The sequence below is a fragment of the Marinobacter sp. B-21 genome (genome assembly GCF_056857895.1).
Genome location: NZ_JBSXNZ010000074.1, coordinates 62,697 through 75,680, shown reverse-complemented (window position 1 = coordinate 75,680; position 12,984 = coordinate 62,697). Strand labels below are relative to the sequence as shown.

14 protein-coding genes are annotated in these 12,984 nt (G+C 60.2%); 10 read left to right on the top strand and 4 right to left on the bottom strand.

Annotated features, from left to right (window positions below; genetic code table 11):
* Positions 1-150 precede the first annotated feature (150 nt).
* From AC13C0_RS11435 to AC13C0_RS11425, 3 genes are read left to right on the top strand one after another with little or no spacing between them, the layout of a single operon-like run.
* A complete protein-coding gene (locus AC13C0_RS11435; RefSeq protein ID WP_482954397.1) occupies positions 151-1,191 on the top strand; it encodes an aminoglycoside phosphotransferase family protein in 1,041 nt (346 codons plus the stop codon).
* A complete protein-coding gene (murU, locus tag AC13C0_RS11430; protein WP_482954396.1) occupies positions 1,188-1,886 on the top strand; it encodes an N-acetylmuramate alpha-1-phosphate uridylyltransferase MurU in 699 nt (232 codons plus the stop codon). Before AC13C0_RS11435 ends, murU begins: the two co-directional genes overlap by 4 nt.
* The gene (locus tag AC13C0_RS11425; protein ID WP_482954395.1) at positions 1,873-2,637 is read left to right on the top strand and encodes a DnaJ domain-containing protein; all 765 of its coding nucleotides are present in this window, start codon (positions 1,873-1,875) and stop codon (positions 2,635-2,637) included. Before murU ends, AC13C0_RS11425 begins: the two co-directional genes overlap by 14 nt.
* Positions 2,638-2,639: 2 nt before the next feature.
* On the opposite strand, the gene AC13C0_RS11420 is transcribed toward AC13C0_RS11425, so the two are convergent.
* Positions 2,640-3,587, bottom strand: coding sequence for a DUF3530 family protein (locus tag AC13C0_RS11420; protein WP_117618599.1), 948 nt, complete (start codon positions 3,585-3,587; stop codon positions 2,640-2,642).
* Positions 3,588-3,704: 117 nt separating this feature from the next.
* On the opposite strand from AC13C0_RS11420, the gene rpe reads away from it, so the two are divergent.
* From rpe to trpC, 6 genes are all read left to right on the top strand, one after another.
* Positions 3,705-4,391, top strand: coding sequence for a ribulose-phosphate 3-epimerase (gene rpe, locus AC13C0_RS11415; protein ID WP_117618600.1), 687 nt, complete (start codon positions 3,705-3,707; stop codon positions 4,389-4,391).
* Positions 4,388-5,077, top strand: coding sequence for a phosphoglycolate phosphatase (locus tag AC13C0_RS11410; protein WP_117618601.1), 690 nt, complete (start codon positions 4,388-4,390; stop codon positions 5,075-5,077). The genes rpe and AC13C0_RS11410 overlap by 4 nt, the downstream gene beginning before the upstream one ends.
* Before the next feature lie 31 nt (positions 5,078-5,108).
* The gene (gene trpE / locus AC13C0_RS11405; RefSeq protein ID WP_117618602.1) at positions 5,109-6,596 is read left to right on the top strand and encodes an anthranilate synthase component I; all 1,488 of its coding nucleotides are present in this window, start codon (positions 5,109-5,111) and stop codon (positions 6,594-6,596) included.
* A gap of 16 nt (positions 6,597-6,612) precedes the next feature.
* On the top strand, positions 6,613-7,194 hold the full coding sequence (locus AC13C0_RS11400) for an aminodeoxychorismate/anthranilate synthase component II (protein ID WP_117618603.1): 582 nt from the start codon (positions 6,613-6,615) through the stop codon (positions 7,192-7,194).
* A gap of 11 nt (positions 7,195-7,205) precedes the next feature.
* Positions 7,206-8,234 carry an anthranilate phosphoribosyltransferase gene (trpD, locus tag AC13C0_RS11395; protein ID WP_117618604.1) on the top strand — a complete coding sequence of 343 codons (1,029 nt, stop codon included), beginning with the start codon at positions 7,206-7,208 and terminating at the stop codon, positions 8,232-8,234.
* A 174-nt stretch (positions 8,235-8,408) separates the two neighbouring features.
* Positions 8,409-9,230 carry an indole-3-glycerol phosphate synthase TrpC gene (gene trpC / locus AC13C0_RS11390; protein WP_482954394.1) on the top strand — a complete coding sequence of 274 codons (822 nt, stop codon included), beginning with the start codon at positions 8,409-8,411 and terminating at the stop codon, positions 9,228-9,230.
* Between the two features lie 149 nt (positions 9,231-9,379).
* On the opposite strand, the gene AC13C0_RS11385 is transcribed toward trpC, so the two are convergent.
* From AC13C0_RS11385 to AC13C0_RS11375, 3 genes are all read right to left on the bottom strand, one after another.
* Complete coding sequence (locus AC13C0_RS11385) at positions 9,380-9,994, bottom strand: DUF4202 domain-containing protein (protein WP_482954393.1); 615 nt, start codon at positions 9,992-9,994, stop codon at positions 9,380-9,382.
* A 99-nt stretch (positions 9,995-10,093) separates the two neighbouring features.
* A complete protein-coding gene (locus AC13C0_RS11380) occupies positions 10,094-10,711 on the bottom strand; it encodes a glutathione S-transferase family protein (RefSeq protein ID WP_117618607.1) in 618 nt (205 codons plus the stop codon).
* 93 nt (positions 10,712-10,804) lie between these two features.
* Complete coding sequence (locus tag AC13C0_RS11375) at positions 10,805-11,539, bottom strand: alpha/beta fold hydrolase (protein WP_117618608.1); 735 nt, start codon at positions 11,537-11,539, stop codon at positions 10,805-10,807.
* A 417-nt stretch (positions 11,540-11,956) separates the two neighbouring features.
* On the opposite strand from AC13C0_RS11375, the gene AC13C0_RS11370 reads away from it, so the two are divergent.
* Positions 11,957-12,925 (top strand): ABC transporter substrate-binding protein, encoded by a 969-nt coding sequence (locus AC13C0_RS11370; protein WP_117618609.1) that lies wholly within the window; start codon positions 11,957-11,959, stop codon positions 12,923-12,925.
* The last annotated feature ends 59 nt before the right edge of the window (positions 12,926-12,984 follow it).

Genomic DNA, 12,984 nt, shown 5'->3' with positions numbered 1-12,984 from the left:
ACGGGCAACCTATACAGCGGGCTAGTTTACACGCGCCCTCCGGGGTTGTTAACGGAAACTCCGCTGCAAAACCGTTTTACCCTCTTTATACTCGTCTGCTAACTTTTGCTGTCAGCGACAACTTAATTTACAAGGATCGCAACCCGAGCCATGGACACCCGCCAGCAGTTGCTGACCGACTGGGTCAGACAGTTTCCAGGACTTGAACAGAGCAAACCCGAACCGGTTTCCGGCGACGCCAGTTTTCGCCGCTATTTCCGGGTCTGGCGGCGCGTGGGCCAGGATGAGCACACGCCTTTTATCGTGATGGATGCGCCGCCGGAACACGAGGATTGCGTGCCCTTTGTCGCCATTGCCCGACACTGGCACCGGCACGGCGTGGCGGTTCCGGACCTCGTGCAGGCCGATCTGAAACAGGGCTTTGCGCTGCTGGAGGATTTTGGCGACCAGCTGATGCTCGGGCAACTGAACAATGACTCTGCCGACCGGCTCTACCGGAATGCGATGGATGAGCTGATCCTGATTGCCCGGCAGACCTCGCCTGCCAACTATCCGCTGCCACCCTACGATGTCACGCTGCTTGAGCGGGAAATGGCCCTGTTCCCGGACTGGTTGCTGGAGCAGCAGTTGGGCATAACTCTCGAAAACAGCGACAAAGCCCTGCTGGACACCACATTTTCCATGCTCCGTGAAAGTGCGCTGGCTCAGCCGGAAGTTACCGTCCACCGGGACTATCACTCCCGCAACCTGCTGGTGCGCCCGGGCCAGGCCCGCCCCGGCGTCATCGACTTTCAGGATGCGGTGACCGGACCGGTGACCTACGATGTGGTCTCACTGCTCAAGGATTGCTATATCCAGTGGCCGGAAGATCGCATCTGCGACTGGCTGGAGGTATTTCGCCAAAACAGCCTTGAAGCCGGGCTACACCGGGCAGACCCGGAAACGTTCCGCCAGTGGTTTGAACTGATGGGCATGCAGCGCCACCTGAAGGCAGCCGGGATATTCGCACGGCTGTCCATCCGGGATGGCAAGCACGCCTACCTCAAGGACATTCCCCGCACGGTGCAGTACCTGATTGTGGCCAGCAGCCGCCAGCCGGCGCTGCGCCATTTTCACGAATGGCTCAGCGACCGGGTAATGCCCCTCATCGAGGCCAGTGTCGGCCCGGAACAGGAGCATTCACCTCAGTGAAAGCCATGATTCTCGCCGCTGGCAAAGGTGAACGCATGCGGCCGCTGACGCTGTCCACCCCCAAACCCCTGCTTTACGCCGGAGGTAAACCGCTGATTGTTCACCACCTTGAACACCTGCGCCGGGCGGGATTCCGCGAGGTGATCATCAATCACGCCTGGCTGGGCGACCAGATTGAAGAAACCCTGGGCACTGGCGAGCAGTTTGGCCTGTGCCTGCGTTACTCCCGGGAGGGTGAGCCCCTTGAAACCGCCGGAGGCATCGTCCGCGCACTTCCCCTGGTCACTGCGGGCGAATCCGACTGGTTTGTGGTAATTAATGGCGATATCTGGAGCGACTTCGAACTGACGAAACTCAAACCACCCGAGCAGTCAGACGCACTGCTGGTGGTCACCGACAATCCGCCACACCATCCGGGGGGCGACTTTTGCCTGACGTCACAGGGTGTATTGGCCGAATCCGGCCCTGACAGGTTGACCTTCACCGGCATCAGCCTGTTGCACCGCCGCCTGTTTGAGGGCCTGACGGATCAGGCCGGCAAGCTGGGGCCGGTCCTGCGCAAAGCCATGGGCGAAGGCCACGTGAAGGGCCTCTACCATCCGGGCCAATGGGTGGATGTGGGAACTCCGGAACGACTGAGAGCGCTGGACCGGCAACTTCACAGCGGGGAGCCCGGAAACCATGGCAAGCGGTGACAAACAACCCGTGCTGCCGGCCCGAATGGAAGCCGAATTTTCCAGCCTGATGCGGGAACTCTCAGCGTGCGGCCATCAGGCAACCACCCTGATCGAGCGGGCCCGCTTACCCCGGTGGTGCCGGCGCCCGCTGTTCTTTTTCCTGGGCTACATTGCCAGGGCGGAAGGGCGGGTCACCGAAGCCGACATTGGCTACGCCGAATCGCTGATCAAAGCCATGAGACTGTCGGCTCGCCAGCGCCGGCGCGCCATCAACTGGTTTCAGCAGGGCAAGGCCGCCGGGCAGCTACCCGTTATCCGGGGGCTTGCCCTGAGGCTGTCCCGACGCCTCTGGCCGGCACCGGCACTGAAAACCGCCATCTGCCTGTGTCACGCCAGCCAGCTCAGCGGCCGCCCCGGTAAACTGCGGCGCTACCGCTGCGAGGATGCCATCGACCAGATTGGTCTGCCCGTGGGTGTCAGCGACGACATTTTTGACAGCTACGCCAGCAAGGTCTGGGCTCGACACACAGAAAGCCAATCCAAGCCAATTAGTTACCAGCAGGCGTGCGAACTGCTGGGGGTCACCCGGCGGGATTCACTGAAGGTGATCAAACGGGCCTACCGCAAAAAAGTGTCCGAATGCCATCCGGATAAGCTGGCGCAGCAGCAAGTCAGTACCAGCGAAAAAAATCTGGCCAAGGAACGGCTGCTGAATTATCAGCAGGCCTGGGAACTGATAAAACGGCACCACGCCGCCAGCCGACCATGATTTCACCGGGATTCCAGCCAGGCCGCAACGCGGCTGGCGATAGTATCGCCAAATGCCGCCGACGGCGGGCCGAACCCGGGAATCGGTTGCCGCTGGTAGCCGTCAGCCCCTGCCCGAAGCAGCTTCTCACCGGTACTCCAGCCCGGCTCACCACCGCCTGAGCCTGCCGGATGAAGGTCCAGCAATGCCGTGCCGAGCGAAGTGAGGCGCTCCGGCAAGTCCGCGCGGTCAGAGGGATAAAATTGGGGCGCGACCCAGACCAGGGCCGAGACGCTCGCCCCCTCCAGGATTCGGTTGGTCACATGAATGCTCGCCCGGCCAATACCCATAAGTGCCGGCGCCTCGTAGCCCCGCTCTACCAGCTCCGCCAGTCCTGCCTCCAGGGCCTGGCTGATCCGGTTGCGGTAGCGGGCCTCCAGATCATCCGCATTTTCCGGTGCCATCACGTCAATCATCACCGACTCGGTGGGCGCTTCATCATTCGCCTCCGGTCCCGGGGCACTCACAACTGGTCCCGCCAGCATTCTTTGCAAGGCAGGAGACGGGGCTTCCAGGCCAAGCGTCAGCACCGCCCACCCTCTCGCAGCCAATGCCCTGGCCACCGCTCCCGCCAATCCGGATGCGGCAGTTTCACCTTCATCAGCCAGAACCACCAGGGCACCCTGCGCCGGCAGCCTGGTCTCGGGGTAAAACAGCCCCAACGCGCGCACGCCCTCTTCAAGCTCCAGCCAGACGGCAGCCTCGGGAAATGCCTGACTCAGCCCCCGCTCGCCGATGCCCGTCCAGACCAGGGACCGACTGGCGGAACCGGCGCCTGAGCCCGCCTGCTCTGGCTTGGCGTTCGTCCGCGGGTCTTGACCCTGGGCAAGTGCGGGTGACACAACGGTTACGATCACGGCAATCACAACAAACCACCACAACCGGGGCCGGCAATTCTCGACTCTGAGCACAGATCCTGATCCTTTGACTGCGAAAAAACGCGACTGAGCTGTTAGACTAGCATTCACTTTGAATGTGCGGCAGGGACCGCTGACTACGCCATTATCAATTGTTTTGAGAGAGCCGTCATGAACCCTTACCTGATTGCCCCATCCATCCTGTCCGCCGATTTTGCCCGTCTGGGCGAGGAGGTCGATAACGTGCTGGCTGCCGGCGCCGATATCGTTCACTTCGATGTGATGGACAATCACTACGTACCCAACCTCACGATTGGCCCCACGGTCTGTGAGGCGCTGCGAAAGCACGGGGTGACCGCCCCCATTGACGTGCACCTGATGGTGTCACCGGTGGACGATCTGATCCGCATGTTCATTGACGCCGGTGCCAGTTACATCACCTTTCATCCGGAAGCGACCAATCACATTGACCGTTCATTGCAGCTGATCCGCGATGGCGGCTGCCAGGCCGGCCTGGTGTTTAACCCCGCCACGCCCCTGCACTACATGGACTACGTGATGGACAAGCTGGATATGGTACTGCTGATGTCGGTGAACCCCGGTTTCGGAGGCCAGAAATTCATTCCCGGCACCCTCGACAAGCTGCGGGAAGCCCGCAAGCGTATCGATGCCACCAACTACAATATCCGGCTGGAAATCGACGGGGGCGTCAAAACCGACAATATCCGGGAAATCGCCGAGGCCGGCGCCGACACCTTCGTGGCCGGATCGGCCATTTTCAACACCGGCGACTATCGGGCGACCATCGACGCCATGCGCGAAGAGCTGGAGCAGGCCCGCAAGGTGATCAATCAATGAGTCTTGCGGGGCTGTTCAGTCCGCGCTGGCCTGGCGTTGCCCTGTTTGATCTGGACGGTACGCTGGTGGACAGCGCGCCGGATCTGGCGGCGGCTGTCGATCAGATGCTGGAGCACCTGGGCCGTTCACCGGCCGGTATTGACCGGGTGCGGCAGTGGGTGGGCAACGGCGCGAGCGTACTGGTACGCCGGGCGCTGGCCGGGCAGATAGACTGGCAGCCGGCATGCCCCAAAGACGACGCCCTGTTCAAAGATGCCCTGGCGATTTTTTATCACGCCTACGGCACCATCAATGGTCAGTATTCCGTGGTCTACGCAGGCGTCGAAGCCTGCCTGACCCACCTCAGGAACCAGGGCTGCCGCCTGGGTGTGGTGACCAACAAACCGGAACAGTTTGTGGCGCCTTTGCTGGAACAGATGGGGCTGGATCACTGGTTTGAACTGAGCATTGGCGGTGACACCCTGCCGGTAAAGAAACCGGACCCGGCGCCCCTGCTTCACGCCATGGACGCCCTGGGCGGAACCCGCGGCACCACGGTGATGGTGGGTGACTCCGCCGCCGATGTGAACGCGGCGCTGGCCGCCGGCATACCCTGCGTGGCGGTCCGCTACGGATACAACTTCGGGCCCGCCGTAGACACCCTGGGTGCCGACGCGGTTGTTGATTCGCTCGCCGAGCTTTTGTAAAGATGCAAATCCGATTTCAGGAAACCGCACCATGACACCCGATCAATTCGCCGAGCTCGCCGACGCCGGCTTTAACCGCATCCCCGTGTACCGCGAGGTTCTGGCCGACCTCGACACGCCTCTGAGCACTTATCTCAAACTCGCCAGCGGGCCCTGTTCCTACCTGTTCGAGTCCGTCCAGGGCGGCGAGAAATGGGGCCGTTACTCCATCATCGGCTTGCCCAGCCATGAGGTGCTGAAGGTGTTTGACCACCGGGTCGAGATCAGCCGCGGCGGCGAGATTGTCGAAGCCAAAGAGGTGGACGATCCGCTGGCCTTCGTGGAAGCCTACCAGAGGCGCTTTCACGCTCCGGATCTGGACGAGCTGCCCCGGTTTAACGGCGGCCTGGTGGGCTACTTCGGCTATGACACCGTGCGCTATATCGAAAAGCGCCTGCGCAAGAGCTGTCCGCCCGATCAAATCGGTACGCCGGACATCCTGCTGATGGTGTCCAACGAAATCGTGGTATTCGACAACCTGCGCGGCAAGCTGCACCTGATTGTCCACGCCGATCCGGCTGTTGACGGGGCCTTTACCCAGGCCCAGGCCCGCATTGATGAACTGGAAAACCGCCTGCACCGGCAGACCGCCGATGCCCCCCGCACCCCGGAACACCTGCGCGGCAAGACCGTGGACGAGAGCGACTTCATCTCCGGCTTCAGCCGGGAGAGATTCGAAGCCGCCGTGGACAAGATCAAGGGCTACGTGCTCGACGGCGATGTCATGCAGACCGTCATCTCCCAGCGCATGTCGATCCCGTTCGAGGCGCCACCCCTGAACCTGTACCGGTCCCTGCGGGTGCTGAATCCATCACCGTACATGTACTTCCTGGATCTGGGAGACTTTCATATAGTCGGCTCATCCCCGGAGATCCTGGCCCGGGTGGAAGACGAGGAAGTCACCGTGCGCCCCATCGCCGGCACCCGCAAGCGCGGCGCCACCGATGCCGAAGACAAGGCGCTGGAAGCCGAACTGCTGGCCGACCCGAAAGAAATCGCCGAGCACCTGATGCTGATTGACCTGGGCCGCAATGACGCCGGCCGGGTCTCGGAAACCGGCACCGTTCGGCTGACCGACAAGATGATTGTCGAACGCTATTCCCACGTCATGCACATTGTCTCCAACGTGACCGGCCGACTGAAGGACAACACCAGTTGCCTGGACGTGCTACGGGCCACCCTGCCCGCCGGCACTCTCAGCGGCGCACCCAAAATCCGGGCCATGGAGATCATCGACGAGCTGGAACCGGTCAAACGGGGCGTTTACGGCGGTGCCGTGGGTTACCTGTCCTTCAACGGCAACATGGATACGGCGATTGCCATCCGTACCGCCGTGATCAAGGACAACACCCTGCACATCCAGGCCGGTGCCGGCGTGGTGGCCGATTCGGTGCCCCGTCTTGAGTGGAAGGAAACCATGAACAAGGGCCGTGCGATCTTCCGCGCGGTGGCCATGACCTACAACGATTTCGACCACTGAGGCGGAGGAACGGATTATGTTGCTGATGATCGATAACTACGATTCCTTCACCTACAACGTAGTGCAGTATCTGGCGGAACTGGGCGCGGACGTTCAGGTGCACCGCAACGATGAAATCACCGTTGAGGAAATCGAGGCCCTGAACCCGGAGCGCCTGGTGATTTCCCCGGGCCCCTGCACGCCCAACGAGGCGGGCCTCTCCATGGACGCCATCCGGCACTTTGCCGGCAAGCTGCCGATCCTGGGCATCTGCCTGGGCCACCAGGCCATTGGCCAGGTCTATGGCGGCGACATTATCCGCGCCGGGCGCGTGATGCATGGCAAGGTCTCCCCGGTGTTCCACAAGGATACCGGCGTGTTCCGTGGCCTGAGCAACCCACTGCAGGCGACCCGTTACCACAGCCTGGTGATCGACAAGACCACCCTGCCCGACTGCCTGGAAGTGACCGCCTGGACCCGCAACGACGACGGCTCCATCGAGGAAATCATGGGGGTGCGCCACAAGACGTTGCCGATCGAGGGCGTGCAGTTCCACCCGGAGTCTATTATGACGGAACAGGGTCACGAACTGCTGCGCAACTTTCTGAGAACACACTAAGAGGCCGACACATGGACATGAAAGAAGCTCTCAACCGCATTGCCTCCAACCTGGACCTGTCCCGGGAGGAAATGAAGGACGTGATGCGCATCGTCATGAACGGCGAAGCGACGGACGCCCAGATCGGTGCGTTTCTCATGGGTTTGCGCCTGAAAAGCGAAACCATCGATGAAATCACCGGCGCGACCGAGGTGATGCGCGAGCTGGCCACCAGGGTCACCGTGGACGCCGAGCCGCTGGTGGACATCGTCGGCACCGGCGGCGATGGCGCCAACCTGTTCAATGTCTCCTCTGCCGCATCCTTCGTGGTGGCGGCCGCTGGTGGCTTCGTGGCCAAGCACGGTAACCGTGCCGTATCCTCGAAAAGTGGCAGCGCGGACCTGCTGGAAAAAGTGGGTATCAACCTCAGCATGAACCCCGAGGAAGTGGCCCGCTGTGTGGAGCAGATCGGCGTCGGCTTCATGTTCGCCCCGGCCCATCACGGCGCCATGAAATACGCCATCGGTCCCCGTAAGGAGCTGGGCTGTCGCACCATCTTCAACATCCTCGGCCCGATGACCAACCCGGCAGGCGTTAAACGCCAGCTGATCGGCGTGTTCACCAAAGAGTTGTGCCGTCCCATGGCTGAAGTTCTGCAACGACTCGGCGCCGAGCACATCATGGTTGTTCACTCAAAGGATGGCCTGGACGAAATCAGTCTGGCGAGCGCCACCCACGTGGCGGAACTGAAAAACGGCGAGATCACCGAATACGACACCACCCCGGAGGACCTGGGCATCAAGAGCCAGTCTCTGGTAGGTTTGACGGTCGACACGGCCGAAGATTCCCTGAAGCTAATCAAGGCCGCTTTCGGACGTGGTCATGATGAAATGGCCGAAAAAGCACGGGACCTCATTGCCCTGAATGCCGGTGCGGCCATCTATGTCGCAGGCCTGGCAAGTACAACTAAAGAAGGCGTCGATATGGCCCTCGACGCCATGGGCTCTGGGCTGGCCGCCGGCAAGATGTCGGAGCTGGCTGATTTTTCCCAGTGTTTTTGAGGGCCAGAAATTCCGAAAGGATCTGACCAAGTTTGACGAGCCGGTGCTGGGGGCCTTTCCAAAACTGTCGGTAGCCATGGATGGCTACCGCCAAGCCCTACAGGGACGTACTTGCGGGCGTGTTTTGGAAAGGCCCCCAGCACCGGCTCCAGCACCCAATTCCGCAGGCATGAGATGACTGACAGACATTTGGACAAGACACCCACGATTCTTCTGAATATTGTGGATCGCAAATGGGAAGAAATTGATGAGCGCAAGCCTAAGGTCAGCATCGATGACCTGAAGGCCATGGCTGGAGACCAGCCGGCTGCAAGGGGCTTCGCAAACGCCCTGCGCACGCGAATTGAATCCAGAACCCCTGCGGTCATCGCCGAAATCAAGAAAGCCTCCCCCAGCAAAGGCATCCTCCGTGACCCGTTCGAACCGGAAGTCATTGCCGAAAGCTACGAAAAAGGCGGCGCCGCCTGTCTGTCCGTGCTCACCGACAAAGACTTCTTCCAGGGCCACGAGGGCTACTTGGTTGCCGCCCGCAACGCCTGCAGCCTGCCGGTGATCCGAAAGGACTTCATGGTCGCGCCCTACCAGGTCTACGAAAGCCGGGCCATCGGCGCGGACTGCATCCTGCTGATCGCCGCCTGCCTGACCAAAGACCAGATGCAGGAACTGGAAGGCATCGCCCACGACATCGGTCTGGACGTGCTGGTGGAAGTGCACGACGGCGAGGAACTGGACGATGCGCTGACCCTGAAAACACCCCTGGTCGGCATCAACAACCGCAACCTGCACACCTTCGACGTGTCTCTGGACACCACCTTCGATCTGCACGAACGGATCTCTCAGGACCGGCTGACCATCACCGAAAGCGGCATTATGACCAGAAATGACGTGGGCGCCATGACCTCACGAGGCATTTATGGCTTTTTGGTCGGCGAATCGTTTATGCGGGCTGAAGAGCCTGGTCAGAAGTTGCGAGAGCTGTTTTTTCCAGAAGGCTAACTCTCAAGCCTGAACAGGCCAGTGGGTACGACCTGCCAAAATCGTGCGGAGCCATGGATGGCGGAGCCGAGCGTACAGGGACGTATTCACAGCGTATTTTGGCAGGTCGTACCCGCTGGCCTGTGCACCAAAATATGCAAAAGGCATTATTACCCAGGCTTCGCCAATGCCTCCTGCAAGAGTTCCAGAAGATGGGCAGGCATTCCCTCAGCCAGCTTCAGCGCCGCCTCATGCCCCCGGGGCGACATCTTGCCCCAGGTCCGGCGCACGATGCGTAACCACTTCTCTCGGTCGTACTCTGCTTTCTCCTCGTAGAAATCCGCGAAGTAACGTTCGAGGAAAACCATGCAGGCAACATCCTCCAGCAGCTGGGTATCCTCATCCTGCCGGAGTTCGCGCTTGGTGAGAATCGTCTCCACCCGCTCGCATTCATCCGCAGGGTAGCCGCAGTCCGCCATAACCTCCGCCGCCCGCCGGCCATGCATCCGGCCGCAGGCCTGGCGCCATTGATAGTAGGCCTTGCGGCCCTCCGGGTAGTCCTTGCGGGGCATCGTCCAGCGCTCGATGTGCTGGGCCCGGCAGGCGATCTGCATGCGCTCGGAGGGTTCGGCCTCCAGCTCGAACAGCCAGCGCGTCATGTGCAGGCTGTAGGCATATTCCTTGGGCAGACGCTCATCGCCAAACTGCTCCCGGTTCGGGTCCGCCTGGTTTGCCTGGTCGATGGCTTTAAGCGCGCATTGAAGACGTGAATCCTGGCCTGTCATTATCCTTCCTGAACTTTGTACGGTTTATCGGGTGACCATGTTGGGCGTGCTTCACCAGCGCTTCGGCACGCCGACAGTGAGCCCTGTGAAGCCGGGGGCTCAGGCCTGGGCAGAAGGACGCGCCTTGATGCGGTCATACCAGGCCTGGAGGTTGGCCTGCTCCGGCTTGATACGAATGTTCACCACCCGGGCAAAGGCGAGGGCGGTGAAGGCGTTGATATCCGCAGCCGTGAACCGGCCAAGGCAGATGTATTCCTTGTCCGCCAGGTGCTTATCCAGAAAATGCATGAACTTCTCCACGCTCCTGCCGCATTCCTCGCCCCATTCCTTGACCGGGTTCATCCGGTCCTTGAAGTAGCCGGTGGTGTGCTGGAAACACATGGCGGTGGGCATGAAAAAGTAATATTCGATCCAGCGCAGCCACTGCTCAAGCTGCGCCTTTTCCAGCGGGGTGTCGCCCAGCAGGCTGGGCGTATCCGGATAGCTCTCTTCGAAGTAGCGGCAGATCGCCATGGTTTCGGCAATGCAGGTGCCATCGTCCAGCTCCATCACCGGCACTTTTTTCATGGGATTGCGGGCGACATATTCGGGTGTCAGGTTTTCACCCTTCTGCAGGTCGATCTCGATGAATTCCGCCTTGTCGAGCAGGCCTTTTTCGGCCATGAACATACGCACGCGGCGGGGATTGGGGGCGGTCTTGGTCTCGAAGATTTTCATTGTTATCGGCTCCGTTCCTGATGATGTCTGGCGGTGTAAAAGGTCAAAAGCGAAAGACTGACCGGAAAGAAGAGTTGCGTCAAGCAACCAATGCTATCGGTACAACCAGTTGCGAACCTGCCGGATGATCCACTCCGGCTCATCCAGTGGCAGGTCATGGCCGGCATCGGGGTGCAGTTTCAATGTCCATTGCCAGCGTTCTTCCAGGGCAGCACTGCAACGCCAGTGAACAATGCGGTCACCACGGCTGGCCAGCAACAGGGCATCCGGCAGGGGGCGCTTCTGCCCCGGCAGGTACCGCGCAGCCGCAGCCAGCTGGTTCACGGCATTGCGGGTGCTGACCGGGCGCTGGCGCTGGATGCTATACCACTGTTTCGCCAGGGACAACGGAACCTCATGATTGCAGGTAAGCCTGAGGATGTCCCGCTCCCGGTCAAACAGTTCCTTGCGGCCCAACAACCTTAGAATCCGGAGCCAGGCCCCTGGACGCATCCGTTGCCACGTCGGGCTGAAGCCGGAACTGGTGTTGATCAGGATCAGATTCTGAATTTCACCTTCGGAGACGTTCTGGGCCCAGTCCAGAGCAACCATCCCTCCCATGGAGAGCGCCAGCAGACTGAATGGCTTGGGAATATGACTTACCTGCTCACGCACTTTCTCACGAATACCGGCCACGGAGGCCGGACTGGGATCCCGATAGTGCACACCCGTACCAGGCAGATCGACGGTGTGAAAGTGGTGGTCCGGAAACGTTTCCTGCAGGCGGGCCGGAAAGCCTCCCCAGTGCGCCCGCTCCCGTGTCAGACCCCGCAACAGAATCCAGTGCATGCTATTGAGAATCCCGATACCAGTGCATGATGGCGGCCTCTCTCAGCATGGACTCCTCTTCCCGGGCCGGCAACCAGTTTTCGTGGCAGGAAAACGCCGGCATTTTCACGGTTCACCTATTTGTAGAAGTAATCCCACAAATGATTGCTACAACTTGTTGACGGTCCGCCGGGAGGCAGAACATGTCTCCGGTAAAGACGGATTCAGAATACGCCCTTGTAACTGAGCTGAGGTTCGTTATCCTTATATTTACGTATTAACCGAGACTCACTGATTTGTTCGACCATAACAACGACAATAAAACTGCTGTTTTCCCGATCCTTGCGGATCGCGGCCCCCTTATATCGGAACCTGTATCGGAAATAGCACCGACAACACCCTCAAAGAATCACAAACCCTGAAAAAGGAGAAGTGACTATGCGAAAGCTTACGTCTGCTGCAATACTTTGCGCGCTTTCAATACCCGCCATGGCCCAGGCCGATTGCGGCGAGGTATCCATCACCGAGATGAGCTGGGCTTCCAATACGGTCGTTACCAACGTGGCCAAATTCATTATGGAGCAGGGTTACGGCTGCGACGTGACTATTGTTCCATCCGACACCGTGCCCGCGGTGACCTCGGTTGCCGAAAATGGCGAACCGGACATTGTTACCGAGCTGTGGCTGAACTCGGCGGGCGAAGCCTACCTGCGCCTGGAAGAACAGGGCAAGGTAGAGCGGCTCGGCAAGGTGCTGGATCCAGGCGGCATTGAAGGCTGGTGGATTCCGACCTACCTCGCGGAAAAGAACCCCGAACTCACCACCATCGAAGGCGTGATGGCCAATCCGGAACTGGTGGGAGGCACATTCAACAACTGTCCGGACGGCTGGGGCTGCCGGGTTGTCAGCGATAACCTGATTCGGGCGCTGGACCTGAAAGGGTCCGGCATCAAAGTCTTTAACCACGGTTCTGGTGAAACTCTGGCGTCTTCCATGGCGTCGGCCGTACAGAAGAAAGAGCCCTGGTTCGGCTACTATTGGGGGCCGACCGTGCCTCTGGGCAAGTACGACATGACCCGGGTTGAGCTGGGCGAATACAAGCCCGAAGTGCACACGAAAAACCAGACCGCCAATGCGAAAAATCCGGGCGTTTCCGAATTCCCGGCAGCGACCGTCCTGACGTCGGTAACCAAGGATTTCAAAGAGCGTGAACCGGACGTTGCCGAGATGCTCAGCAAGCTGACGTTCAAAACCTCCACCATGAGCTCGGTTCTGGCATGGATGGACGCCAACAATGCCTCTGGTGAGGAGGCTGCTGTGTATTATCTCAGCAACAACAGTGACGAATGGTCAACCTGGCTGAACGACTCGGCCAGACAACGGCTGGCTAAGATTCTCAACAACTGATCAACCTGCCCCGCCCGGGACATCTTCCCTGACATGTCCCGGGCAGTTTCCCGAGAACC

Excerpts from the sequence above, each read along its gene's own strand:
- AC13C0_RS11435 (WP_482954397.1), top strand. The coding sequence starts at position 151 with ATGGACACCCGCCAGCAGTTGCTGACCGACTGGGTCAGACAGTTTCCA.
- AC13C0_RS11425 (WP_482954395.1), top strand. The coding sequence starts at position 1,873 with ATGGCAAGCGGTGACAAACAACCCGTGCTGCCGGCCCGAATGGAAGCC.
- rpe (WP_117618600.1), top strand. The coding sequence starts at position 3,705 with ATGAACCCTTACCTGATTGCCCCATCCATCCTGTCCGCCGATTTTGCC.
- AC13C0_RS11410 (WP_117618601.1), top strand. The coding sequence starts at position 4,388 with ATGAGTCTTGCGGGGCTGTTCAGTCCGCGCTGGCCTGGCGTTGCCCTG.
- trpE (WP_117618602.1), top strand. The coding sequence starts at position 5,109 with ATGACACCCGATCAATTCGCCGAGCTCGCCGACGCCGGCTTTAACCGC.
- AC13C0_RS11400 (WP_117618603.1), top strand. The coding sequence starts at position 6,613 with ATGTTGCTGATGATCGATAACTACGATTCCTTCACCTACAACGTAGTG.
- trpD (WP_117618604.1), top strand. The coding sequence starts at position 7,206 with ATGGACATGAAAGAAGCTCTCAACCGCATTGCCTCCAACCTGGACCTG.
- trpC (WP_482954394.1), top strand. The coding sequence starts at position 8,409 with ATGACTGACAGACATTTGGACAAGACACCCACGATTCTTCTGAATATT.
- AC13C0_RS11385 (WP_482954393.1), bottom strand. The coding sequence starts at position 9,994 with ATGACAGGCCAGGATTCACGTCTTCAATGCGCGCTTAAAGCCATCGAC.
- AC13C0_RS11380 (WP_117618607.1), bottom strand. The coding sequence starts at position 10,711 with ATGAAAATCTTCGAGACCAAGACCGCCCCCAATCCCCGCCGCGTGCGT.
- AC13C0_RS11375 (WP_117618608.1), bottom strand. The coding sequence starts at position 11,539 with ATGCACTGGATTCTGTTGCGGGGTCTGACACGGGAGCGGGCGCACTGG.
- AC13C0_RS11370 (WP_117618609.1), top strand. The coding sequence starts at position 11,957 with ATGCGAAAGCTTACGTCTGCTGCAATACTTTGCGCGCTTTCAATACCC.